Source organism: Brevibacillus sp. 7WMA2 (genome assembly GCF_010748895.1).
Lineage (GTDB): Bacteria > Bacillota > Bacilli > Brevibacillales > Brevibacillaceae > Brevibacillus_B > Brevibacillus_B halotolerans.
In genome coordinates this window covers 1,048,670-1,073,928 of the sequence record NZ_CP048799.1, presented here as the reverse complement: position 1 = coordinate 1,073,928, position 25,259 = coordinate 1,048,670, and the positions used below count along the sequence as shown (strand labels likewise).

19 protein-coding genes and 6 pseudogenes are annotated in these 25,259 nt (G+C 39.5%); 2 read left to right on the top strand and 23 right to left on the bottom strand.

Annotation, left to right across the window (positions count from 1 at the left end; all coding sequences use genetic code 11):
- Nucleotides 1-87: 87 nt before the first annotated feature.
- The 10 genes and pseudogenes from GOP56_RS04295 to GOP56_RS04250 form a co-directional block, all read right to left on the bottom strand.
- Nucleotides 88-1,089, bottom strand: a complete 1,002-nt coding sequence (locus GOP56_RS04295) for a sensor histidine kinase (RefSeq protein WP_163244612.1) — start codon at nucleotides 1,087-1,089, stop codon at nucleotides 88-90.
- Entirely contained in the window at nucleotides 1,090-1,773 is a 684-nt protein-coding gene (locus GOP56_RS04290; protein WP_003337491.1) for a response regulator transcription factor, read from the bottom strand. It lies immediately after the preceding gene.
- Between the two features lie 434 nt (nucleotides 1,774-2,207).
- Nucleotides 2,208-2,477 carry a CPBP family intramembrane glutamic endopeptidase gene (locus GOP56_RS23710; protein ID WP_254068695.1) on the bottom strand — a complete coding sequence of 90 codons (270 nt, stop codon included), beginning with the start codon at nucleotides 2,475-2,477 and terminating at the stop codon, nucleotides 2,208-2,210.
- A 181-nt stretch (nucleotides 2,478-2,658) separates the two neighbouring features.
- Nucleotides 2,659-2,781: pseudogene (locus GOP56_RS04280) on the bottom strand (helix-turn-helix domain-containing protein); the annotation flags it as partial.
- 256 nt (nucleotides 2,782-3,037) lie between these two features.
- The gene (locus GOP56_RS04275; protein WP_174250657.1) at nucleotides 3,038-3,697 is read right to left on the bottom strand and encodes an ankyrin repeat domain-containing protein; all 660 of its coding nucleotides are present in this window, start codon (nucleotides 3,695-3,697) and stop codon (nucleotides 3,038-3,040) included.
- Between the two features lie 110 nt (nucleotides 3,698-3,807).
- Nucleotides 3,808-5,289: an S-layer homology domain-containing protein gene (locus GOP56_RS04270; protein ID WP_163244611.1), complete on the bottom strand. Its 1,482-nt coding sequence runs from the start codon at nucleotides 5,287-5,289 to the stop codon at nucleotides 3,808-3,810.
- 133 nt (nucleotides 5,290-5,422) lie between these two features.
- Nucleotides 5,423-6,118 carry a response regulator transcription factor gene (locus GOP56_RS04265; protein WP_163244610.1) on the bottom strand — a complete coding sequence of 232 codons (696 nt, stop codon included), beginning with the start codon at nucleotides 6,116-6,118 and terminating at the stop codon, nucleotides 5,423-5,425.
- Nucleotides 6,115-7,596 carry a HAMP domain-containing sensor histidine kinase gene (locus tag GOP56_RS04260; RefSeq protein WP_163244609.1) on the bottom strand — a complete coding sequence of 494 codons (1,482 nt, stop codon included), beginning with the start codon at nucleotides 7,594-7,596 and terminating at the stop codon, nucleotides 6,115-6,117. Before GOP56_RS04260 ends, GOP56_RS04265 begins: the two co-directional genes overlap by 4 nt.
- 62 nt (nucleotides 7,597-7,658) lie before the next feature.
- The gene (locus GOP56_RS04255) at nucleotides 7,659-7,976 is read right to left on the bottom strand and encodes a LysR family transcriptional regulator substrate-binding protein (protein ID WP_254068694.1); all 318 of its coding nucleotides are present in this window, start codon (nucleotides 7,974-7,976) and stop codon (nucleotides 7,659-7,661) included.
- A gap of 224 nt (nucleotides 7,977-8,200) precedes the next feature.
- A complete protein-coding gene (locus tag GOP56_RS04250; RefSeq protein ID WP_163244608.1) occupies nucleotides 8,201-8,653 on the bottom strand; it encodes a nucleoside deaminase in 453 nt (150 codons plus the stop codon).
- 1,285 nt (nucleotides 8,654-9,938) lie between these two features.
- Here GOP56_RS04250 and GOP56_RS04245 point away from each other — a divergent pair.
- Nucleotides 9,939-10,088, top strand: a pseudogene (locus GOP56_RS04245) (helix-turn-helix domain-containing protein); the annotation flags it as partial.
- 35 nt (nucleotides 10,089-10,123) lie between these two features.
- Here the strand turns inward: GOP56_RS04245 and GOP56_RS04240 are convergent.
- From GOP56_RS04240 to GOP56_RS24305, 9 genes and pseudogenes are all read right to left on the bottom strand, one after another.
- Nucleotides 10,124-10,312: a hypothetical protein gene (locus GOP56_RS04240; protein ID WP_254068610.1), complete on the bottom strand. Its 189-nt coding sequence runs from the start codon at nucleotides 10,310-10,312 to the stop codon at nucleotides 10,124-10,126.
- 161 nt (nucleotides 10,313-10,473) lie between these two features.
- Entirely contained in the window at nucleotides 10,474-11,826 is a 1,353-nt protein-coding gene (locus GOP56_RS04235) for a glycosyltransferase family 2 protein (RefSeq protein WP_163244605.1), read from the bottom strand.
- Nucleotides 11,827-11,961: 135 nt separating this feature from the next.
- A pseudogene (locus GOP56_RS23705) lies at nucleotides 11,962-12,303 on the bottom strand (transposase); the annotation flags it as partial.
- A 736-nt stretch (nucleotides 12,304-13,039) separates the two neighbouring features.
- On the bottom strand, nucleotides 13,040-13,666 hold the full coding sequence (locus GOP56_RS04225) for a hypothetical protein (RefSeq protein WP_163244604.1): 627 nt from the start codon (nucleotides 13,664-13,666) through the stop codon (nucleotides 13,040-13,042).
- 1,176 nt (nucleotides 13,667-14,842) lie between these two features.
- Nucleotides 14,843-15,238 (bottom strand): annotated as a pseudogene (locus tag GOP56_RS24310) (RHS repeat-associated core domain-containing protein); the annotation flags it as partial.
- Nucleotides 15,239-15,427: 189 nt separating this feature from the next.
- On the bottom strand, nucleotides 15,428-15,865 hold the full coding sequence (locus GOP56_RS04215) for a hypothetical protein (protein ID WP_254068608.1): 438 nt from the start codon (nucleotides 15,863-15,865) through the stop codon (nucleotides 15,428-15,430).
- A 508-nt stretch (nucleotides 15,866-16,373) separates the two neighbouring features.
- A complete protein-coding gene (locus GOP56_RS04210) occupies nucleotides 16,374-16,649 on the bottom strand; it encodes a hypothetical protein (protein WP_163244603.1) in 276 nt (91 codons plus the stop codon).
- Between the two features lie 20 nt (nucleotides 16,650-16,669).
- Nucleotides 16,670-17,218 (bottom strand): DUF3990 domain-containing protein, encoded by a 549-nt coding sequence (locus GOP56_RS23695; protein ID WP_371807986.1) that lies wholly within the window; start codon nucleotides 17,216-17,218, stop codon nucleotides 16,670-16,672.
- A pseudogene (locus tag GOP56_RS24305) lies at nucleotides 17,192-17,572 on the bottom strand (RHS repeat-associated core domain-containing protein); the annotation flags it as partial. The gene GOP56_RS23695 and the pseudogene GOP56_RS24305, both read right to left, overlap by 27 nt.
- Nucleotides 17,573-17,636: 64 nt before the next feature.
- On the opposite strand from GOP56_RS24305, the pseudogene GOP56_RS23690 reads away from it, so the two are divergent.
- Nucleotides 17,637-17,900, top strand: a pseudogene (locus tag GOP56_RS23690) (IS3 family transposase); the annotation flags it as partial.
- 452 nt (nucleotides 17,901-18,352) lie between these two features.
- On the opposite strand, the gene GOP56_RS04200 reads toward GOP56_RS23690, so the two are convergent.
- The 4 genes from GOP56_RS04200 to GOP56_RS04185 all read right to left on the bottom strand — a co-directional run bounded on the left by GOP56_RS04200 (nucleotide 18,353) and on the right by GOP56_RS04185 (nucleotide 25,249).
- Nucleotides 18,353-18,682, bottom strand: a complete 330-nt coding sequence (locus GOP56_RS04200; RefSeq protein WP_163244602.1) for a hypothetical protein — start codon at nucleotides 18,680-18,682, stop codon at nucleotides 18,353-18,355.
- A 26-nt stretch (nucleotides 18,683-18,708) separates the two neighbouring features.
- Entirely contained in the window at nucleotides 18,709-19,032 is a 324-nt protein-coding gene (locus GOP56_RS04195) for a hypothetical protein (protein ID WP_163244601.1), read from the bottom strand.
- 585 nt (nucleotides 19,033-19,617) lie between these two features.
- A complete protein-coding gene (locus GOP56_RS04190) occupies nucleotides 19,618-19,905 on the bottom strand; it encodes a magnesium and cobalt transport protein CorA (protein WP_174250656.1) in 288 nt (95 codons plus the stop codon).
- A 19-nt stretch (nucleotides 19,906-19,924) separates the two neighbouring features.
- On the bottom strand, nucleotides 19,925-25,249 hold the full coding sequence (locus GOP56_RS04185) for an RHS repeat domain-containing protein (RefSeq protein ID WP_254068604.1): 5,325 nt from the start codon (nucleotides 25,247-25,249) through the stop codon (nucleotides 19,925-19,927).
- Nucleotides 25,250-25,259: the final 10 nt, after the last annotated feature.

Here is a 25,259-nt window from a genome sequence, read left to right as displayed (position 1 = left end):
CGTTCATCTGTTGAATATCATTTTATCTGTCTAAAATGACTTTCCAGTGACAATGGAGGTGACAATTCAGTCACTTACGGAGTGCCGTTAAATCACGTGCTTATAAAATTTAATCCGAAACTGCGTACCATTCTCACTGTCGCTCGTCACATCGATCACGCCGTTCTGGCTGGCAATGATGCTGTGAGCCATCGCAAGCCCTATACCAATGCTCCCTTCGCTAGCGTTCTTTCCTTTGTAAAAACGTTTGAAAATATAAGGCAAATCTACTTTCGGAATGCCTTTTCCGTTGTCAGCAATGACGATTTCCGTAAATAGCGCGTTTTCGGAAAATGCGATGTCGATCGCTCCGCCTTCAGGCGTATGCTCCACGCCGTTCTTCAAAATATTGATGACCGCCTCAGCAGTCCAATTGAAATCTCCGACAAAAGAGACGTTGTCATCGCCCGCGATGGAAAACGTCTGTCCCTTAATATCCATCGGAATCATAACCGGCTCTAATGCCTTTTGGATCAGGCTTTTCATGGGGATTCGATCTTTTTTGAATTGGATGGTCTTCGCGTCCATTTTCGATAGCTTTAATAAAGAAGAAACAAGCCAGTCGATGCGTTCAAGCTGGATGCGAATATGATGGGTGAATTCCGTTCTTTTAGCCGGAGGCAGGTCAGGGGCACTTAACAAATCCGCCATCACCGTCATGGAGGTGAGCGGTGTTTTGAGCTGATGCGAAATATCAGATATGGCATCCGTCAGTTGAATTTTGTCGCGCTGCAATAGCGACCGGTGTTCCGATAGCATGAGCGTCACTTTGTAAATATCATTCTTTAAAATACTTAGCTCGCCTTCTTGGTTATCGCGAACGTCGAGGGAATCATTACCGTTGCTTATTTCCCTCAAATAGTCGGACAGCTTCGCTAGCTCGCGATATCTCCATCTCGTGAATAACAAGCTCGTACCAATAAGCAGCATGGATACAATGAAAACGAATATCGCTGCGACGGACGAAAAGAAAGCAGAAACGGCGGTCGCCGTTATGCTGATCGAGCCCATGACGAGCAATAACATTTGAAATTCCCGATTCCGCAGCATCTAATCACCAACCTTATAGCCTAAACCGCGTACCGTTTTGATCAAAGTCGGATGTCCTGGATCATCCTCCAACTTTTCCCTCAGCCTTTTGATATACACCGTTAATGTATTGTCGTTCACGAATTCGCCGGCCACGTCCCAGATTTGCTCTAAGAGCTGATTCCTTGTGAGGACCTGTCCAACGTGGTTGCCGAAGATCAGCAATAAGCGATATTCTAAGGCGGTCAGCGGAATTTCGGCGCCGTTTTTATGCACTTTGCCTTCCAGCGTATTGATTCGAACATTGTCGATGTCGATGATCGCTCTGGCATGGGACGGCTTCTGGTATCTCCGCAAGACGGACTTGATCCGGGAGAGAAGCTCACGAACTCGAAAAGGTTTGGTAATGTAATCGTCGGCTCCCATGTCGAGCCCCATCACGACGTTAACCTCATCGTCGATCACCGTTAAGAAGATCACCGGAATGTCTCGTCTCTCTTTCACCATCTTGCACAATTCATAACCGCTTCCATCCGGAAGTTGTAAATCGAACAGGCATAAAGCGAACTGATCGATGTCTTCGGCGAGCACCTTTTTGGCTGAAGCGAAATCATGGCAGAGAACGGTTGAATAACCATCCTGCTGCAGCGAATATTCCAGTCCCGACGCGATCGTCTTATCATCTTCGACTAATAAAATTTTCAATGCAGATCATCCTTACGTAGGGTCGTTTTTTATGAAGTCAGTTCACTACGGAAATGAGAGTGTTTTATTTTTTCAAAAGATATCCTCAGATATGAATTACTGTGGCATTCTACTACCTGATAATTCTCCCAGTTTCTATTTGTTCGTTAAAATGCTTTTTGTATTTTTCAATAACCCCAATTTTTTGAAATGTAATCCAAGAAAGAATGTTGAACAGAAAATAACGGGTATATGGGCTTGTCTCACTTTCTTCATAAAAAAACTATTCAGAGATTCTTTACTACTCACCTTCATGAAAAACAATCCCTTCATTTTATCATATTTCTGACTTAAGCTCTTGCCAACTCCTGATCCCAAGTCAAGTGGTGACGAAAACCGTAACTCAGCGGGTTCCATCAAGGTATTTAATTTCTTCTTTTTACCTTATTAAACGTTTATTTTACATAGTATACAGACAAAAATACCATTAAGAATATAATCATATCGTACAAGAAGTGGACAATAAACGATACCCACAAATTTCGAGTTACAATATACGCAAGAGTATCAAAAATACGTCCTATCCCAATAACAACAATTGCTTGAACTAAATTCCATTCATACGTTGGGAGATGGAATAATCCAAATAAAATAGATGATAATAGCAAGGCAACGAGCATGGCCTTCTTACGACTAAATTTTGCTTTTTGATAGAAAAATTGCATTACAGCAATAAATGGTAAAATCACAATAAGTTCTTCCCAAAACAACAGGAATAAATTGTGAACACCGTTATTAATCAATAATTCCGAGACTAATGATGAAGCTGCTGTTCTAGTTTCATCAGCACTTGCCGCAATCCCCGGATGATCACTCAATGGAAAGAATAGCTCTACTGCTGTTTCATTGCGCAAAAAAATGATTGAAAACAAAGCGAGAACAACCGATTGTTTTAGCGATAAAAATTTCTTGTTCTTTATTCGGATAGATACGAAACTTATACGCCTTGTTTACAATAACTGTTCTCATCTCAGCTTTTTAGTATTACTAACCTATTTATACCAACGGAGTAAGCTAACGCCTACCGACATTTATCCCCCACTTACTCATTGGGCTATGCCCTACACAATGATATCTCCAAAGAAAACAAAAAAAGATTATTAGACATTAATTTTCATCAAGCATCACTTCAAACAAGATTCACGTTTCGATTCAAGATCGGCGATGCTAGCAAAAAAGGATAGAACCATACTGAAATCATCAGGGCTCTATCCTTTTTGAGTGATTATTTTCCACCAGCGCTCGTCAAAACGTCAACCATTTCCTGATAGCCGTGTTTTTTGGCATGCTGCAAAGGTGTTACTCCACTTCTGTCAGCCAGATTCACATCGGCTCCGTGCTCAATCAGCAGATTTACGATCTCCTGATGATTTTTGCCGCCATCTCCAAGAATAATGGCTTCCAGCAGAGCGGTCCAGCCCAGATTGTTGACGTGATTCACATCTACATCGGAGTTCGTGAGCAGCTCTCGAACAATCTCAACATGCCCGCGATCAGCCGCTGGAATAAGGGCGGTACCTCCATAACGGTTGGTAATCGTCGTGTCAGCACCTGATACAATGGCTGCTTTCAAAAAATCCAACTTACCTTCCGCTCCTGCATAGAGTAAAGGATTGTCAAGTTGATTGTCCCTGATGTTAATATCGGCCCCCTTCTCGATTAGAAACGTAAACAGCTCTAATTGGTTCGTGTGTACGGCAATCATAACAGAGGTTCGGCCTCTTTCATCCGTAGCGTCAATATCAGCGCCATCCGTCAGAAGTTTCGAAATGGCTTCTTTGTCTCCCTGATTTGCAGCTTTTAACAGAGCGCGATTCAACTTGTCCATTTCTTCGTTCACCACTTGGGTTGTTTGCCGCTTTCCGCTTGATAACAAAGAGTCCATATTTATCTCGCTCCCCGAAAGAGTGATAGCCAAGATCAAAAGACTAATTCCGCGTAGCACAGCGAACCCACACCTTTCCTTTGATTTCTAAAGCTTCATCTACAGATTTGTTATTTGACCGTCAGCTCAACCTTGGACTGGCCGGCCCAGTCGCCAACGGGTGTAACGGTATAAGCTACTCCTTTAGTCAGTTTGCTGTCCTGCACAAGATCGAACACGCCCACTGCACCCTTGCGACTGGAATATTTATAAGTACCGGTCAGTTTATTACCCTCTCCATCGGTCAATTCCACACTGCGGCCGGAGAATAGCTCATCTCCCGGGTCCTCCGCCAAAGTAACGGCTATAGATGTTTCACTGATTGCCTCCGCTTTGACAATATTTAGCGGTGGGATATTCTCGGCTACGAATGTCGGATTGGCGATTTCCGTCCAATTCGAGGTAACGGTATACTTAACTCCGGGTGTCAGCACCTGACCTTCCGGCAAACGGAATTTTGGTTCTTGCTTACCATCCGTTGATTGGGTGAACGGGACGTATTTAGCTACGATCGGTTGACCGCCTTCCGATGTAATCATGACTTCTCTACCTTGACCGGAGGAGATGATCTGATAGGTTCTTCCATCCGCTCTGTTGTCCTCATCCAGGACGAATGCATTCGCTCCGCGGCCACCGCTGTATGCGCTGATAACATATCCGTAGTCTACAACTCCATTAGCCTTGAGAGCTTCCAATTCGAAAGTATCGTTCGAAACCTGTCTAGCTTCCGTCATGTCAAGTTTCGTGGCGTTTCCTGTAAATGTACTCACTTTTTTGCCTCTGTAGGTCAGGGTATACGTTGTGCCTGGTTTTTGTACGGTTGTTGGTACAATATACGTAGCAATCGAACCCGTTTTTAACCGCGGCATATTATTCAAGCTCAGTCCTTCGTTAAATACAAAGTCTTCTTTTGTCTTGGCAAAGACTTCATTCTCGGCTGTCAAAGGAGCGTCAAAAGTCACAATCAAGGTAATGGTATTCAACGGACGAACGCTCGTAATTTTCGCATTTGCCGAAGGAATCGCCTGACGAGCGATATTCAGCAAGTACGCTGTCTCGCCGTGAGTGGCATTGTTATCGGCTCGATAAAAACGCTCCATCCAGTAATTCACGGATTTCATATCACGTTTCAACGCTTTGGACACGATTTGTACTAACTCCGCATGTGTCACAGTTCCATGTGGATTAAAGCGTCCTTCTTCCGCCTGCATGATTTCTTGTGCTACCAGTTCAGCGGCATACTTGTAGTACAAATCATCCTGATTTACATCTGTGAAGCTAGGTAAATTGCCCCCTTTCCCTTGGAGACCAAACGTGAGGACGACCATTTTCGCCAGTTCGGCGCGAGTGATCTGGTTCTCAATCCGTATGGAGCCTTTTTCGTAGCCATGCATCACGCGAAGCTCAGCGAGATTATTGACTGCTTGTTGAATTTCCTGTGATGAGAGACTCGTTGATGCAGCTTCTACATGCAGAGCCGTAAATGGAACGGATGCCGTTCCCAAGGCAGCTGCCAGCATCAAGACAGCCAGTTTATTAGAATATTCATTCATCGGTAACTCCTCCTTCAAATAATAGGCATAGTGAGTAGTTTGTCATAACTGTATAATAAAGGAGGGATATAAACCCCGAAGAAACTCGGGATAAACCGATTCTAAAATCTTTCTTAACAAATTATAAAAACGATCACACGGAAAATCGGTATCCGGCACCCCAGACCGTTTCGATATACTGCGGGTTGGAAGGATCGACTTCTATCTTTTCCCTCAACTTGCGAACATGTACGGTAACGGTTGCAATATCCCCACTGGAATCCATGCCCCATATTCGTTCAAATAACTCATTTTTGCTAAAGACACGATTGGGATGGCTTGCAAAAAACTCAAGCAGGTTAAATTCACGGGTTGTAAATATTACTTCTTGATTTCGTACGTAGACTCTGTGGGCAGCTTTATCAATGACCAGGCCGCGAATATGAATTTTGGACTTATGATCATTCTCCTGTTTGCCCAATAGCCGTTCATATCTCGCTAGATGAGCCCTGGCTCTCGCCACTAGCTCACTAGGGCTGAATGGTTTGGTAATGTAATCGTCGGCGCCAAGATTAAAGGCCCGAATTTTATCAATCTCTTCTTTTTTCGCAGAGACAATCAGAATCGGCACTTCCTTGCTTTGTCTGATTTGATTGCATAATTCAAAGCCGTTCATCACAGGAAGCTGCAAGTCCACAATAATAAGATTGTAATTCCCCTGAAGTGCAAGCAGTAAACCCTCATTGCCTGAATAACATAAATCAACGAGAAATCCATTTAGTTCAAAATAATCCCGCTGCAGCTCAGCGATCGTAGTTTCATCTTCAATGATGAGGATTCGTGTCGTCATAGGTTAGGTATACCTCCTTCGTTCGTTATTCGTTTCAGGGTAAAGAACAGGCTCGTGCCGATGCCTAGCTCGCTGCTTACCCAGATGGAGCCTCCGTGTCCTTCTATGATTTGATTCGCAATGGCAAGTCCCAGTCCGCTTCCGCCTGTTGAAGAATTGCGGGATTGCTCTGCACGATAAAATCGTTCGAAAACATGGGGTATGGCTTCAAGTGGGATGCCCTTCCCGTTATCCCGTATTTCAATGGTGACCCATACTGAGGTAACTTGTACGGAGACGCGAATCATTTTTTGTTCTTTGTCCATAAAATTCTGAGCATTGCTAATAATATTAAGTACTATACGTTTTAATTTCTCTACATCGGCAATTACTTGAATGCTATGATCTGGACGATTCCCCCACTCAAGCAGGATTCCTTTTTCCTCCAATTCATAATACAGTTCATCAATACACTCATCCAAAAAACCAACAATATCTACATGCTCAAAGAAGAACGATACTTGCTTTAAATCAAGCTTGGAGTATAGAAATAGTTCGTCTACGAGTTTATCCAGATCAACGGCTTTGGAATAAATGATGTTCACGTACTTGTTCATTTTCTCAGGAGTATCTGCGACCCCATCTCGAATTCCTTCGATATAGCCTTTTATATTAGTAATAGGCGTACGCAAATCATGGGAGATGTTGGAGATTAATTCTTTCCGATTCTCCTCGTCTTTCAATCGAAGCTGAACCGATTCAAGCAGTCTCTTTCGCATATTTTCAAACGCCGCGTTCAATTGACCGATTTCGTCCTTTGAGCGCAGATCAAGTGAAAATTGGAGATTACCCTCTTTGATGTGATCAGCTGAGGTCCGAAGTAAATCAAGGGGTTTGACGACGCTTCTGGTAATCCAGCGGTATAACAACATATTCGCAACCACGACGACGCCGATGAGAATCAGAATGAGGATGGGTAACAGCCTGCGTATCACTTCACCAAAAGGGCTTCGCTCGCGTATAACGAAGACGCCGCCTTTGGCGCCATCCGAGAAGCGGAAGTCGTATTTAGCGTAGGCATAAAATCTTTCGCCAATGTTAAAGGTATTGCGAATCTGATTGTTGTCCAGATCATAGGTAGGGAGATTCTCCTCCAATGCAGGCTGGTTAAAGGTACGCGACGCAAATACTTGATGGTTTTCCCGGCGGACAAAGAGACCTGCCCTCACGGTTTTAAGCTTGAAATCGTAGTCCAGCAAAAGCTCTTCATTTTGCAAATGATCTGGTTCGTTTTTGGCGAGATATTTTAATTCGAGAAAGATCGATTCCTCTTGTTCAGTCAGCGGATTAAGCTGGTAATGGACTTTATAGAGATCCCGAATACTGTTAATGTCACCTGTCGCTGCGATCGTGACCAGACTGGCAGTCAAGAAAAAGACCGAAAGGCTAATGATAAGCATACCTGTATAAGACAGCAATAGTTTGACTCTAATGGACATAGCTCACCTCGTTCGAATAGGGGAATAGAACATACCATCGTTTTTTGACTATAACTCCTGGACTAGCTTTGAAAATACTCTTGTATTTGTTCAATAAATGCTTTGGCTGCTCGGCTCAGATAACGGTCGGAGTGGTAAATAATTGACAAGCTGCGGCTGAGCGCGCCATCCTTGATGCGTATCGTGTGTAAAACCGGTTCACAAATTTGCCGTATTAACGGATGTGGCTGTACGGTTGCACCAATATTGGCTTTCATCAGATTCATAATCGAAGAGGTAACTGAGCTGGTTTCAAGAACGGAATGGAGCTTACATCCACATTGACAGACAATCTCTTCAACGATATCACGCCCCAGAAAACCTTCGGGATACGGGACTATGGGAAGGTCTCTCAGTTCATCCAGATCAATGCAGGTCCGGTTAGCCAGCGGATGCCTCCTTAGACACTGTCAACACATACTCCTCCTTGCATTATGGGATGGTCACAAGGCGGTCCAGCAGCATATAAAGCTCATTCTCCTGCTCGTCGCTTCCATTTTACAAAGGTTCAGCTTCTTGGGGTTTGACAATAGAGGGACGGTCCGGATCTGTTTCTCCACATGAACTATTTTTTGTTCAGGTTGTGGAAATGCTCAAATAAATAATCGCAATCTTCTCTTTTCTCGACCTTGACCATGTTCAGAATGCTCTTATCCTCTCCTGTCAAATATTTACGAAGATGTATATCGGAAAAACCGTGCTTATCCGCGTCTTTTGCGGTGTTGCAATAGTACACTTTTTTTATGCCAGACCAAATGATTGCCCCTACACACATCGGGCATGGTTCGCATGTTGCATAAATTACGCAATCAGACAAGTCCATTGTGCTTAATTTTTTGCAAGCTTCTCTGATTGCTACCATTTCCGCATGTGCAGTAGGATCCGTATCCCGCATCATTGTGTTGGCTACAGCGGCAATAACTTCATCTCCTCTAACAATGGTTGCCCCAAACGGCCCTCCCGCTTGATTATCCATGCCTTCGATCGCCGCTTCAGCAGCCAATTTCAAAAAATCCATTGTTTTATACCTCCATCTCATTTGTTTACTCTAGCGAATAAAGTGTACAAGACAAACAACACAATCAACCGCTGAAAAAAGCAAATTCATTCAATGCTATCTATTCTTTACCCTTTACTCTTTCAAGCTTTTTCCTAGAAGGATTTCTGCCATTTTATAAGCATACTTGTAAGTTTCAAAATCCTCATAATTACTTAATACGACAATTGTCAATTTTACTTCCTGTTATTCTGTACCTTTTTTACATAGAACATGGTACCTATAGAAACAAGGATACAAATACCCCTGCCGTTAATTAAAGTAATGGTAGGGGTATTTATGTAACTCATTTATAATAGGAATGGCAATAGATAAAATTAACTATATTGAAAATAATGAATAATTCATTGGAAATAATTTTAGATATCAAGCCATGCTAGTGTTAAAGTGAAGCTTACCAATGCACTAGAATCTCCACTAGCATCATAATCCCATGAATAATCAAATCCTCCATCACCGTCACTAAAAGGCAAGGCTATCATCTTAAGTTCTTGATTTACATGCGTTCTCCAGTTCTTAAGACCAAAATCATCATTATAATAATTAGCATAAACTTATAGGTAATCTTTGAGTTGTTTTTGTTAAAACACCCTCCTTTTCAAACTATTTATATATGGACAGAATCGATTCGATTATATAATCTAAATTAATAAATATCAATATTTTCCAAATTTAGATTATACGTACATCTGCTTGGTAAACATATACTTAGAACTGTATAAGAGGTGAGTAATATGAAAAGAAATCCTTATTTATTTTTCGGTTTTTTTATGTGGTTTTATTGCTTCAGTAATGAGCATTTATTTATGGTATGTAGCAATAATTCGTGATGAAACAATTAAAGGGCTATTCTTGGTATTTTTGTTCTTTATACTATTTCCTGCTATTTTTGGATTAGTATCGTCATTCGTTTCTCCACCAGTAATCATTATTTCATTCGTCTGGTCGCTACCATTAAGCATCTACTATATGTTTTCAAGTACTGGTATCTGGTTTACTGTATGTTGTTTCCTATATGTAGTCTCAGCAATATTAAAATTCAAAGGGGTAAACAAATTATCAAGTAGTTAATAACATGTTGTTTGGTTAGAATAATGTTTTGTTTTTCATATATCAAAAACTAAATTGAAGATTTATTAGCACAAACACCCCATCATTTAATAGTGGACGCATCATCCAGCTTTTTCAACGTATCATAACAATTTGTTCTTCCAATGAATATGTGCCAGCCCGGTACGGAAGAGAAGGCGATGTGGAAAAAACAAAAATATTGCAGGCATTAGAGCCCACATATGGAAATAAAAAAGCAGCCGCGCAACTATTAGGAATGTCACGCGGCACCCTCTATAACAAAATGAAAAGGTATGGACTTTCAGAGAAATACAATAAACAATAACATCGCACTTAGTTACGACACATTTATATCTTGTGTTACTTCCTGCTCTCTCTGTGGCCAAAGCTGGCGTTGTCTTTTGTTAAAAAAATTTTCTTAGATTCAATATACCTCTTACTTTCTATACCAAGTAAATCTACATATTTTTTAATTTCTTTTTGAGTTACCTTAAATTTTTTAGCAGAGATTTTTATTGCATCTTGCTTGGTGTAATTTAAATCAGTCATACGTTTACATGCTGATAAGATAGATTTGAACAAATTACTATCCAGAAACTCGTTACGTTCTATTAAAATTTTATGTAGACGGGAATACACATATTTGACTGCTACTTTAGCTTGCTGAACTAATACACCCCAAGCTAATGGTTCATTCTTCGATAACTCTCTTACTTCCAGTTTCTTTTAAATTTAAAAAATTCTTGTATATAACCATACACAGAGATAGGTGACATAATCATTTGATAGCCAAGAATAAAGAAAATAAAGCCTATAAAGTTTTTTCTAATTCTAAGATTTAAAGGTTTAAATACAAAATTTCTTTGATAAAAATAAAGAACACTATAACTGATTAGGGTTAAAGGTAAAACAAGAAGTGTCATTGGACCAACAATCCAGTAATAACCGAAAAAAGTCAATATCAGCCCAGGAAGCCAAAATAGTGTATAAGTAAGATCTAAATAAGGCATGATTAAATTAATTCCAGTTAAGTATTTAACAAATACTTGAGGCTGGTTCCATGGCTTTATTTCATTTAAACCTTCTATCATACCTCTTGCCCATCTTGCTCTCTGTCTGACAAAATGCTTAAGGGAACTAGGTACTTCAGTAAATGAAACTGCCAATGGCTCAAAATAAACTTTCCACTTTTTCTCAAGTAAACGCCATGTTAAAACAATATCTTCACCTATAGCATCTGGCCAACCACCGACTTCTTTTACACATTGTGTTTTATATATACTAAAGGCTCCTTGGGCAACTAAAGTTCCTTGATATAGGCCTTGAAGTCTTTTAATAGACGCAATACCTAAAAAGTAATCCCATTCTTGAATTTTTGTCCAAAAGTTTTCTCTGCTGTTTTTGGTCAGAACCGAGCCAGCAACAGCACAAACATTTTCTGGGCTAGATTTCATACGTGCTACAAGATAACGTATAGAGGATTTAGGAAGCAGTGTATCTGCATCGATCGTAATGACATAAGGAGTTTCAACAAATTTTAGAGCATGGTTCAAGGCATGGAATTTTCCCGGCATTTCTTCATGAAGTAATGTAATTTCAATACCTAATTCTTTTTTTGCTTTTATGACTTCGTGAACTGTTTGATCTGTAGAACAATTATTAATAACAAATACCTTAATTTTCCCGTGATAATCTTGTTTATTTATATATTGCAAAGTTTGATAGATTTGTCTCTCTTCGTTATAGGCAGCTATAAGAACGATAATCTCATCATGAGGAAATTCATTTTTGAAAGCAGGCTGACGATCAAGAATTAAACTTATTACTAAAAAGGCATTCATATAGCCAGGAATGTATGATATACCTCCGATAATTAATAAAGCTAAAGGAAAGGATACAATATGCGCAAGGTCTTCTAACCATGGAAGCGCCAAGTAAATAGAAAAGCACATCCAAAGCAAAGCAGCTGCGTGACTGATCCAGAATTTTGTTATTACTGGGATATACGTTTTCTTATAGGTATGTCCTGTATGGGGGTTAATGGGATTCAATTCAGGTTTCATGAGCTTATCCCCTCTTTTAGATATAAGATGCAGTAATAAATACCTATAAAAAATACTATACATACAATTGAAAGTAAAAATGTATATTTTGGAAATTTAACAATTTAATAGCAGGTTGTCGAGAAACCCAATTTATTAGTTAACCTCAAGCAGTATTTGATTGTCTTGTTGCACGAAATGATCGTTCTCTACCTTAGCTACTCTAGCGAGGTGAAGAGCGATCTTTTTTTATATTGTGTACAATTGCCATCAGTAGCATCTGCGCCTGTTAATTTGTTTTTCCCCATAAACGGCTGTAGCGAAGTCCATGCAGTTCTTTCGAATCTGCAAAACTTCGCTCTATCGTTTGATAGCGCAGTCTATATGGATATCTTCCTGGCTACTAAGTCAGTTCTGACGAACCCATTCTTTTCTGTTTTCCCAGACATTTCTAGTAATTACTTTTTGGCAACTTTTTGATCGGGTACATTCACGTAATACAGGCGTTTGGATACTGCACATGTGCGGTATCCCCTGCTGTGGATGTATCGTACTCATAGGTGATTTTATGAGTCCTAGCTCATCATAGGTGCAAGTTGTTGCAGTTCCATCTGGATACACAATCGAGTCCGGTGTATTATCTTCATCCTCGTATCTTTGTTCGTACGTACGCCCAAATGTAGTCATAGAAGTTGGGCATATGTAGGTATATTTACGAGTATTTCCTTTACGATCCATAAAGCTTGCTAGATTCCCACTTTGGTCATATTAGTAATTCTCTTGGACCTTTTCAGTAGCAGGATCGATTTCGTGGAGCTTCCATGAGGGACCATTGTATACATAACGGGCTGTCTCCTTGTCATTTTGCAAAGGTACTCATCGGTTCCCGTTTGCATCGTATTGGAATTTATATATGTTCTTTTCCGGATCTTTTACATAGATCTGTTCTCCTCATAGATCATATTTATAGTCCCAGTTACGTTTTTCTCCCTGTTCGTTTGCTTACTTCCGCTAAGATTACCTCATATTTCTGCTTGTGATTGTTTCTTAAGAACAAGTGCTCATTTCTTCTCATCGTTCAAGTTGGAATAAGCCTTCTAATTTTATCAAATAAATTTATTAATTTTTATTGATTGTATTTGTATGATCCCGCTTCTAAAAAGTACCCCGGCAACTCAAACAAAAAGAACCCCCTGACGAGTAGTTTATCGTTTGGGGTTCCGTTGTACACTATTTAAAACATTCTATCCACTGCTTTTACGTAACTAGGACACCAATGAAACGCATTGACACTCGAATACGCTTCTTGAAATTCATGTTCCCGTTGAAACCAAGGTAAATCAGGGTGACGATTTAATACATCCCGTAAACAGTACCAACCATGTCTTAAGTCTTCTCCACCAGTTGACCTGAAATCACCATTTGAGCAAAAAGCACAAATGGTAAAGGATACGTCCATTTTGTCTTGAAGTGCTTGTAAAGCGATGGAAAAATCCTCAATAGCTTCCGCTTCAAAGGTTATGCCTCTGTAGTCGCATACTAATCTGAACTTTAATTGAGGTTCGTCAGGGTCATATTGTCTAGTGACAGCAATATATTCCTCTATCGTTAGTATTTCTATAGAATTACCATTTGTAGATTGTACACTATTTAAGAACTTTAGTTTATATCCTTCTGGTAACTTTGTTATTAACTCAAGAAGACTCTGATCATATGTTGCTTCGTTGCTTTCAAAATACAGAGATTTTCCTACCAACATTAAATGAACAGTATCATTTTCTCTAAATCGTACATAAAGGTTCGAATCATGACCGTGTCCCTTATCGTCAACTAGTTTAGTAATGGCAATTCTCTCGTTCATTCTCCCCCTCCTTCCTTTACCTTCCCTTGATTGAGATAGACTTTAGTACAATAGTTAAATAAAATAATACGGATTTGATTCTGGATTATACTCAAAATGAAGCTTAATCCCTTTCTTCTCATATCCCTATACCATATCCTATTAAGTCGTTGACCACCTAATAAGTTTGAAAGGGGGTATACTTGATCCTCTATTAATTAAGTATGATCAAAGAAAAAACACACCAACGAGCATGTACTACTCATGTGGAGTGTATTTTGGAGTCTATTTAAATTTTTGTATTTCTAACGAAAAATTTGGTTTAAATTTAACAGGAATATCTCTATGTGAGTTTGATTGTCTAATGATTAAAAGATCACTCTCCGTTCTTATACTTTCAACATCAATTAGTTCAAATTCAAAAATTGAATCTTCCAGATCTTTATGGGTCAAACTCAAGGTACATACATTCTCAAAAACAGATAAATACAATTGTAGATTAAACCCATGCTTGTCCTGCTTTGAGTATATACATACCTGTTTCTTTTTCATGGAGGACTATTGGTTCTTTACAAAATAGCTCTAATAATTCATACTCGTCAAATTTGCTAAACATGATTTACCTCATTTCTATTTTGGAATAACTGTAATTACATTACCTGCACTATTTGAATAACTCTGACATTCCCAAGTCTATAAACCCAAGTACCTGCGGTATTACCTTCAATTCGCATTCCACGTTTTATCACATTCTCAACAACCATAGGAGGATTCCCCATTGGGTCAACATAATAAAATCACTATATACCTTTGTCCCTTTTTTCAAGCCCGTGCTAGTGCTTTTCATTCTATCGATCTAGCTTCTTGTTCAACTCTTGCCTGTAGAGTATCCGGAGCCATTCTTTCAGAAAGCCTTCCAGCGATTATTGAATCTCCCTTTTTCATACTCTAAACTCTTTTTGTAACTTGTGTAGATTTACCAAGCGAAAAACTTTAGTAACGGAGCTAACAGTAATAATAGCCTTACCTCTAATTCTAAATCTTCACGAATTCTATCATTAGGCATTTCCTAATCAAAGATATCTATTTTATTACCGTTTTCTTTGATAATACTTCCATTGATATCTAGCTGAATTTAATGCCCTTGTTATTACATGAGCCAGGATGTGTCCACCTTCCATCCTTAGATTCACACCAATTCCCAGTAGGATCAACATTACTCACAGGATTGTTATGCACATACGTATACCGATTCAACGACAGCGGATTATCCACTTGCCCCTTATACGTATCCTCTGTTATAAACCTTCCATCATTTGGATCATAATATCTGGCGGTAGATAAATCAAGCTCGATTCTTCATCATACATCTCACCTGCATACAAGAACGGATTGGACATCGTTTCCCTGTTTGCTCTTTACATTTCCCCATAGATCGTACTCATATTTATTCAGGGTCTGCCCGGCTTTATCCTTTATTTCTACGATGTCACCATAGGCATTTGTATAGTAATAGCCTTGTTTTTCATCCTTTACATCATCCCGGTAGAGAAGCTCATTCCCCCAGATGTTCCGGGCTTGGAGGTTGTTCTTTTATCTAGCTTTTTCTATAGGAAAAAAGAAACCCCAACTGTGATTACTAGTTGGGGCAATTAATATGAGATTATACTAAGTTAGCATTATGAAACACTTTTATCTCTTGATCGCTAAGGTTGCTAATAAAAAAACCTGAAAGTTCCTTCTGACAGTCAAGTAAACAACCAAACTCCTCATTTATTTGTATCACTGTTGCCACCTCAATATCACCAAATAAACAATATAAAAGTTATCAATAAGATAGAAGGTGTAATTTCCCATTTGCTCATGATAATATCCATCATTAGTTTCTTTACAGCCTAATCCTAATATAGGTACACCTTGTATTTTTTCTTGGTTGAGCATCCTAACAGATTTTTGAATAAAGGGTTCACTAATAAAAAATCTAATTTCTGTCAAAATCCCATTACTAACATCTATATCATCTCTTATATTCAATGAAACTATTAAAGGTTCTGCTTTATCATACAGCCTCCACTGAAAGCCCCCTTTAAAGAAATATGACTTTCCAGGTGTAGGGACATCTATAGTAATAGTTACAAGTACGAACTTATCTCCCATATATTCAATACTGCGAGAAGTAGAAGTAATACTATCAGTGACAGACGAATAACGTAACTTCATATATACATACCTCCCCAATTATTTGAATAAGGCGTGATAAATCACGGCCTCAGTCTCAGAGACATTTATTCCAATTTCCCACTGTCCTATATTCATAAAATTTTTCCCAGTTTAAGGTTTGGTATAGCCTTCTCCACAGCTGTCCTAAAACTAGTCAGCTGTTCTATCATCTGTTTACTTTTCGGGCTGAGTTCTTTCACTAGAGGGTTTTTAGTTAGGTAATTAACCATATGTTTAGTTGCATTTGGGTGTGCCCATATTTCATGACCACCTGCTTTTAATCCATTTAAGACAAAGGGATATTTGTTCCTGCAGCTGCGGCTTGAATAGTAATAGCCTTGTTTTTCACCTTTCACATCATCGCGGTAGAGCAGTTCATTGCCTTAGATGTTCCGGGATTAGAGGGTATTTTTTCCATCTAGTTCTTTCTACAAGGTCAAAAAGAAACCCCAGATGAGTATATACTCGTTTGGGGTTTGAGGTTTGAGGGTTAAGGTTCAAATTTCGATTATTTCTCTGGAAACGGTATTGGTTTTAAGTCTAGATCGCCCTTTCTTGCCCACCAACGTGAATCAGAACCGTAGTAAATATCATAAGCCCAAAAATCATCCAATTCATGATATATTATATGATCCTCACCAAGAAATGAGATTCCCTTCCATTTATTATTTATCCTTCCGATTGCCTCTTCTTCAGTGATACCGAAACACTCCCTCATTTTCTTTATGATTTTTTGACAATATTCGTTTGCATCTTTATCAGTAACAAAGTCAAATTTAATCACCTTCCGACCTCCCACGTTAATTATAAAGCGCTTGGATTTGCTAAATATGGTCCTTCAACATAATCATAAGCGTTTAATAACTTACCCGCTCGATTGTCTCTTACATATTCCTCCCATTGTTTACCGCCCCATAGATGCAATCCACGAAATTGTTTCATTTCGTCTGGATCAACGGCGAAAATCATTATTGAGCCTTTTCCACTAAATCTACTATTAACCCAATCAACTGCTTGTTTAACATCTCTTGTAACGTAATATCCCTGTCCAAAGTCCAAATTTGCTCGTCCATACTTTACATCAATACCATTGGTTAAAATAGATTTTGCTCCAGAGTTACTAGTTGCGTGATATAGCGGTATTAATTTCTTTTTGTTTTGTGTGTTCTCGATTGGTACAGCTAAAGGCTTTGTATCCGTTCTTGTTCTCGAATCATGTAAAGCCTTTCCAGTTTCTATTCCAAGAGCAACCGTAGCTAGCGTAACAACTGCACCTGCTATATACGTTACCGCCGCGGCCTCACCTATGCAAGCATCCCATACACAATTCCCAGTAGGATCAACATTGCTCAAAGGATTGTTATGCACATACGTATACCGATTCAAACTAAGCGGATTATCCACTTGCCCCTTATACGTATCTTCTGTAATAAACCTTCCATAATTTGGATCATAATACCTGACACGCAGATCAATCAAGCCCGATTCTTCATCATACATCTCACCTGCATACAAGAACGGATTGGGCATCGTTTCCTGTTTGCTCTTTACATTTCCCCATAGGTCGTACTCATATTTATTCAGGGTCTGACCGGCTTTATCCTTTATTTCTACGATGTCACCATGGGCATTTGTATAGTAATAGCCTTGTTTTTCATCCTTTACATTATCCCGGTAGAGAAGCGCATTCCCCCAGATGTTCCGGGCTTAGAGGTTGTTCTTTTATCTAGCTTTTTTTATAGGAAAAAAGAAACCCCATAAGGCTGTTGAGATGAGATTGGCTGGTATCCCCGTGAAAGAAGTGATGGATCAGTTTTGTATTAAAATTAAAAACATGGATGCGATGGTATAGAAATGGCGAGACACATCGTTTTGAGCAGCCTGTAGGTAAACAGTACACGTATGGGAAAGGGGCGGAGTTTATATCAGAGTTGGAGAAATTGAAACAAGAAAATAGGTTCTTAAAACAGCAACTTGATGTTTTAAAAAAGTACAAGGAGTGGGAAAGGAGGTGTCACCAGAAGTAGTAGTTCAATGGGAAAATCCCCTCCAAGTAGAGTGTACCACCCACCGTCGGTGGGCTTTTTACACTGTCTACTCAAAGGGGATAATATCACCAAAAAGGTCTTTTTAGAGTTCCACAACATCCCCATATTTTAATATTAGGAACTATGGGTTCGATAGATTGTGTTGTATGGATACCCGTCAGATAATCATAACCAAATAAAGAGTCTCATCACATTCTCGTAATACACTTCAGCACCGATATCTTCCCTTAACAGCAGTAATATCACAGACTCAATAATAAATCCTATGATGTCTGAAGACGAAGGATGTGAATTAAATAAAATATCTTCTTATTCGTAACGCCTGCTTGTTGGAACTTAACGACTGGCCAATTTACTTCTTTCGGAGATACCCCATAAAGAAGCACCTTTTCTAGCATATCCACACTGAGCCTTGTTACAAGGAAGACTGCAAAAAATGTTAATCTTCATTGGAAGACCAGTAATCATCTTCTACTTCACCTTCATGATTAAAAATTAGCTTATAAACCCCCATATTCTTTCCTTTATATTCGATTTTGGCATAAGATGCAATATAGTTAAAATCACATTCTGGCCAATTTGAAATTGTAAAAGCAACTTTATAAATATTGATTTCCAGATATTCAGGATTGAATTTGTCTTCAAAATATTCATCAATCCTATTAGGAGAATCTTTTCCTATGTTCGTAATAACATCTAAAAACCCTTCTTTTGTCCTTTTTTCAACATTATGTTGTATAGACCATTCTCTTAATTCATCAAAAGTCAAATACTATCACTCCCAAATTAAAATTTTTAATTATGCAATCCTTTATCAAACCAATCAAAGATAAATTGTGAACGTTCTTTATCGAAGCGTCCATAAATTCGATAGTCTCCCAGTTGTTTGTCAAGAACCTTTATTTCATGTGTATATATTACTCCATTTTTTTTAAGAGATCCTTTAAGTGGTTTTATTCCTTCTTGTCCCTTTGGACCTACCAAACCTTTTTTCATTGCTTCTGCAAATTTATGGGCCCCATTTTTTCCAAATTTGTCTGTAATACCTTTATAAGCACTTTTTTGAATCCAAGGCTCAGTATATTTACTTGTTCCTTTAGAAAAAAATTGTAAGTCCATTTTAATTAATAAGTTGGTAGCTTCTTGTGTAGCTTTTTTAGCTCCTGTTTTTACAGCTCCTTTTAGTAGCCCACCAACACCTGTAATGTAAGTAAATGGATCTTCAAATCCTTCTAATTCTCTGGCCCCACTACCATCATCATATTTGAAAGCACCAATAACTTTACCGTTTTCAATGATACTATGATCATTATCTGAGACTTTTTGCTGGATTTACTACTACATCCGCCAGGATGTGCCCATTTTCCATCTTAGATTCACACCAATTCCCAGTAGGATCAACATATACAAGAACGGGTTAGACATCTTTTCCTGCTTGCTCTCTACATTTCCCCATAGATCGTCTCATACTTATTTAGAGTTTGACCAGACTTATCCTTTATTTCTACGATATCACCGTGGGCATTTGTATAGTAATAACCTTGTTTTTGTCTTTACACATCATTGTGGTAGAGTAGTCTATATCCTAAAATTTTACAGGTTTAGAGGTTATTCTTTTCATCTCCTCTTTCTACAGGCCAAAAAGAAACCCCAGACGAGCATTGATACTCGTTTAGGGGGTTAAAAACGATTTTACGTGTTCCTTCAAATGTTCAGTTTATTTACTACTATACTAACCGCTTCTCTAACATCCTCTATTTTATAAAATGCTTTTGGATCGAGTTTATGATCCTCCTCGTAGGGAGAAAATCTTGAGGCAACGTCCGCTAGATTACGAAACATCTCACTCTCAAGTTCTGTTAACTCATCATAATCGAGATCAATATTGTAGGTATACGAAAACTCATCACAGAATTTTGGTAATTCAATCTCGTTTTTCTGTAATAATTCAATTAGCCAATACAAGCGTTCTTTAGGAGTTCGTTCGCTCACATTCTCCACCTCATTCATTTTACTTCGGTATAGCTGGGAGATGACCCATAGCCTTCCTTGCATATTCAAAATGATAGACTGTGTTCGTAGCTACATCGTAGAGCACTTCTATATTGTACTTTTTACCATTTCGATAAATTATATCGTAATACATCTTAGCTTGGGAGCCTCTTGGGTCAGCAAATCCTTTCCCGTATTTTATAACCGCTTGTTGAATTTGAACAGGCACAAATCTTCCAGCTTCATCCATATGCTGAGCAGCTTTAGCAGCAAAGTTTAATCCTTCGTCTAGCTTACTAAAGCCCTTCCCCTTATTAAATATACTTCCAATGATAAACGCACCTTTGACTGCAGCGGCTTCTCCTGGATAATCCCATATTGCTTTATTAAAGTCTGCGATAAAAGTAAGCCTTGGAGAAGATTCTCGTGCCATCTTCATCACTTGTGAATCAGGAATTATAGCATCCGAGGATTGCATAATATCTGACTGGGCATATCCTGCTTTAGTCATTTTCGCTCTTATATCATTAGCGTAATTACTCCAGTATTTACGCTCACCCTCAGTCTGAGCCAAAGCCCATTTATTCTTTGCTTCGTTTATTACCCAGTTAGCACCAATATTTTGTTCCCATTGCCCTGTAGGATCAATGTAGCGCAGCGGGTTATTCTTCACATACGTATAACGATTCAAACTAAGCGGATTATCCACTTGCCCCTTATACGTATCCTCTGTTATAAACCTTCCATCATTTGGATCATAATACCTAGCACGCAGATAAATCAAGCCCGATTCTTCATCATACATCTCACCCGCATACAAGAACGGATTGGACATCGTTTCCTGCTTGCTCTCTATATTTCCCCAGAGGTCGTACTCATACTTATTCAGGGTCTGCCCGGCCATATCCTTTATTTCTACAATGTCACCATGGGCATTTGTATAGTAATAGCCTTGTTTGTCATCTTTCACATCATCCCGGTAGAGTAGCTCATTCCCCCAGATGTTGCGGGCTTGGAGGTTATTCTTTTCATCCAGCTCTTCAATCACGTTACCATTTAGATAGACATAGTGAGTTGTCTTGCCGTTTATTTCTTTACTTGCTCTAAGCTCACCCGGAAAGTATGTGTAGGTGCTTTCTTTTCCGTTCTTTGTAAAGGTTTTAAGACGGTTAAGAGCATCGTAGGTGTACGAGCTGTCTGCAATCGTTGGAGATTTTGCCGTCAAAATACTTTGGCGATTGCCCCGTTCGTCGTACGTGTACGTTTGTTCTCTTGTCGGTGTTGTTTCCTTACGAATCCGATCCAGTTTATCATAGCCGAACGTGGAAGCAGATTGGTTTACCGTTGTTTCCACTAGATTTCCAAAACCATTGTATTGGTTTTGCTCTGTCCATGCTTTGTTGTTGGCTTGGAAATGCTGCACGTCTGTTGTCTGGCCAAATGAATTGAAGCCTTTCTCGATTTGGGTACCGTTTGGATACTGGACATGCACGGTATCCCCTGTCGTAGATGTGTCGTACGCATAGGTGATTTTGCCCATTCCTGGATGTTTGACGGATAAGATACGTCCTAGCTCATCGTAGGTGTAAGCTGTTGCAGTTCCATCTGGATATACAATCGAGTCCGGGGTATCATCTTCATCCGCGTATCTTTGTTCGTACGTACGTCCAAATGTGGTCATGGAAGTCGGACGTAAAAAGCTGTCATACGTATAGGAAACCCTTGTATCGTTGTTTTGCTGTGTCAGGAGCTGACGTGTCGTTTGATCGTAGGTATTCTTCTCTGTCTCTACTACTTTTTTACCTGACAACACCTGCATCGTATCCAGCTCATAGAATGGTGTATAGGTATATTTACGAATATTTCCCTTCTGATCTTTAAAGCTTGCCAGATTCCCACTCCGATCATATTCGTAATTCTCTTTGACCTTTTGAGTAGCGGGGTCAATCTCGCGAAGCTTCCATGAGAGACCATTGTATACGTAACGGGCCGTCTCCTTGTCATTTTCAAAGGTACTCATCAGGTTCCCGTTTGCATCGTATTGGAATTTATATACATTCTTTTCCGGGTCTTTTACATAGATGGGTTCTCCTCGCAGATCATATTTGTAGTCCCAGCTGCGTTTTTCTCCCTGTTCATTTGTGATCTGCTTATGCGTTGGATTGCCAAAGCGGTCATACTGCATTTGAGTTTCCGTTGATAACGTGCCGTCTGTCGTATGAACCATACTGGTAATCATTTGTCCATAACGATCATAAAGCTCTGTGGTTTCTAATCCATTGGGAGCAATCGTTTTTTCTACCGGAATTATCAAACTGCTATCCTCGGCCTCATTAGCGTATTGCATGGTGGTCGTGCGTTTCAGCGCGTCTGTGATAGTCTTTATGGTTCCATCACTGTGATAGCTGTATGTGGTTCCTTTTTCCTTTTTCCCATACGGATATGTTGCTACTAATCGTTTTCCATCCTCTGCATAGCTATTTTCTACAAGAGTACGTCGATTGCCCTGACTATCTACCTCTACGGAGAACACGACTTCCCCAGCAGGTGTATATGAAGTAATCAGACCTGTTTTGTTAGGCAACGATTTCATCACTGTACGATCCCTGTTTGTATACGAATATTTTGTCTCCCGATTATCACCATCTGCGGAAATAAACATTTCCTTTTGAATCCTGCCAAGCTCATCGTAGAAATACCCTACTATGCTCTCATCAGGAAATTGTTTGGTTACTAAGAAATCTAAATCGTCATACCTATAGGTAAATGCATACGTTTCTAGGGAGTTTTCTCCGTTATAGACCGTAATTTGTTCCGTAGAGACATGCAGATCATTCTGGTCATAGGTAAAGGACTTCGAGAAATGCGAGAATTCATCACTTGCCCCAAATTGAACCTCTGTTAAGGAAATTGGAAGCTTTTTGTCCCCATACTTGTACGTACGAAGCAGCTTATCCTCATATTCCTGTCCTGGATATTTGGCTGTAATGGTTTCTGTTTCCAGTAGATTGTCCCGATTGTAAACATACTCTTGCTTTTTGGCATGTCCATCTCCGACAGCTTGTTCCACGAGAACAGGTAGTCGCATTGTCCCTACTTCTTTGTAGCTGTAATGGGTTGTTAACCCATTCGGGTCCTTTTGCTCTGTCACATCTCCATTTTGGTCATACTCATAGCTTGTCTCATTTGCTAAGGAGGAGAGGTTTTCGATCTTGTCGCGCTTATCGATCTGAGGTGCCAATAAATACTGCTTAGCCTCTCCCTCTGGCAGGTTATCTACAAAATGATAGACATACGCTGGCTTTGTTTTAATTCCTTCATAGGCGTAGCTGGTATAGCTCACCGGGTTATATCGATAAGCTTTCCCATCTGCTGCTACCGGCTCGGATTGCTCTTTGGGACTTGTCTTCTTTTCAAGAACCAGATTAAAATGTTCGTTTTCATTAACCCGATAGGTTCTTTCCGTCGATTGCGAGGAAAAACTATTGGTTTCTTCTATGGTCACAACGTCTCCCTGACGAAGCGGATGGTTACTCAAACGCGTAATACCAGACTTAGGAGTCTTCCAAATCTCTTTTGTCGGCTTTCCTTGATTGGTGAATTTGTAGTAATAGATAAAGCTTTTTCGTTCGGTATTTCCAAACAAAGATGAGGTTTGATCATAGCTAAATCGAACCGAGGTGACCGGATGATACGTATAGTAGGAGATCGCTTGGTTATCCTGATAAAGCCTAATGACTCCGCGTTCAAACGGATTGGCAGGCTCGGGATTATAGGTGCTGTAGGTATAATCTACTGTTAATCCCTGTGTAGGATACTCTACCTTTTGTAGTAGTAAGTATTCAATAAACTGCCGTTTTTGTTTGTCTTTTGCTAGATAGGCTTCCGATTCAAGCTGATCTGGCTTCACAGCCTCGTTATTTTCTTTTGGCAATTCGTATGACTTGATGTAGTTATATTCCGCAGTTGCTGTTTTATAGCTGTATCTAGCAATTGTAGTAGATTTTCCATCCTTTACTTCTTCTACACTCTCCAGCCGCTGTGTATTGTTCGGATCTCCATAATGGTATCTAAGCTCTTTGATCAGGTTATTTTTTTGGTTATACACCTTAAGGAAATCGATCGTTCCTTCCTTCCCATACCCAATCTCCACTCTTCTTCCAACGGTATCAATAATTTCGATCGTACTTTTATAATCGGGAATCTTGTACGTAATTTTATCTCCATAGATATTTTGCTTTTCAACAATATACGTACTACCTTTTTCCCTATATTCAATGGAATAGGAATAACCATCTTTTGCAAAACCTAACTCTCTGTTTGTCATAAGAGAAGGCAATTTAATATTCTGGTAGGGAAGCTTTTTGCTACTATCAATCGTACTCCAATCATCACCGGACATGATAAATTGGGAAACAGGGTGTTTTGTATTTTTTGCCTCATAAAATTGCTGATTACTATAATCATGCACGTTAATCCCTAATTCCTTTGTTATCTCATCAAAGGTTGGAAGATTAAAGCTCCAGCCTGTTCCTACCGTATGGGGCAAGGTACCGGATTCTTCTCTTACGATCGTGGTTCTATTCTCTTTCGCCGTTTCACTATATTCGAACCCCGGGGCCGTAATTTTACTAGATAACGAGTTATATCGGCGCTGGATAACCAAATCCATTCCATGCTTTCCTTCAAGTGTCAAATCTGTTTCCAGCATGTTCGAGGTTAGATAGATATCATCTACGGGATTTTCCACATGATTGGTAAAATGACGAATAGGCTGTTCCTTTTCTGTAAAGTGCATGCTTGGACTTGGCGCAAGAGCCGATGCCATGCGCTTTACTCTTGCTTTTGGTTTGTCCTTGTCTCTCCAATCCTGTAAAGCCTGAATGACACTAGGGGCGTATTGCTCTAACAGCTTCACTTTTTCGGCTGATAAGTTGGCAAGCTGGCCCATGACCTGTTCGTCATTCCACGTGTACAACTGATTGATCTCTTCTTCTGTCAAAAGCTGATGCACATCGGTATAATAATAGGCAACGATTTGTAAAAGTGTGCGATCCCCCTGATCAAAAAGCTGTTGAACAGACGCAAGCGGAAGCTGTTCCCACTTCATTTGGGCTATTTGTTCTTTAGTTACGTCCCCTTTCGTAGATGTTGGTTCTTTTTCCTGCTGTTCTACTTTTTTCTGTTCCTCTATAATCCAATCTTTTGTATCCTTTTCATTTGTCTTTCTTATTTCCTCGTTTTTCTCTGGCGCATCTGTTGCCCCAACAACGAATGCGTTTGTAAATAACCCTGTCCAAAGAATGGCAACACATAAGAAAGAGGAAACCCATTTTCTATACATAAATTCCTCC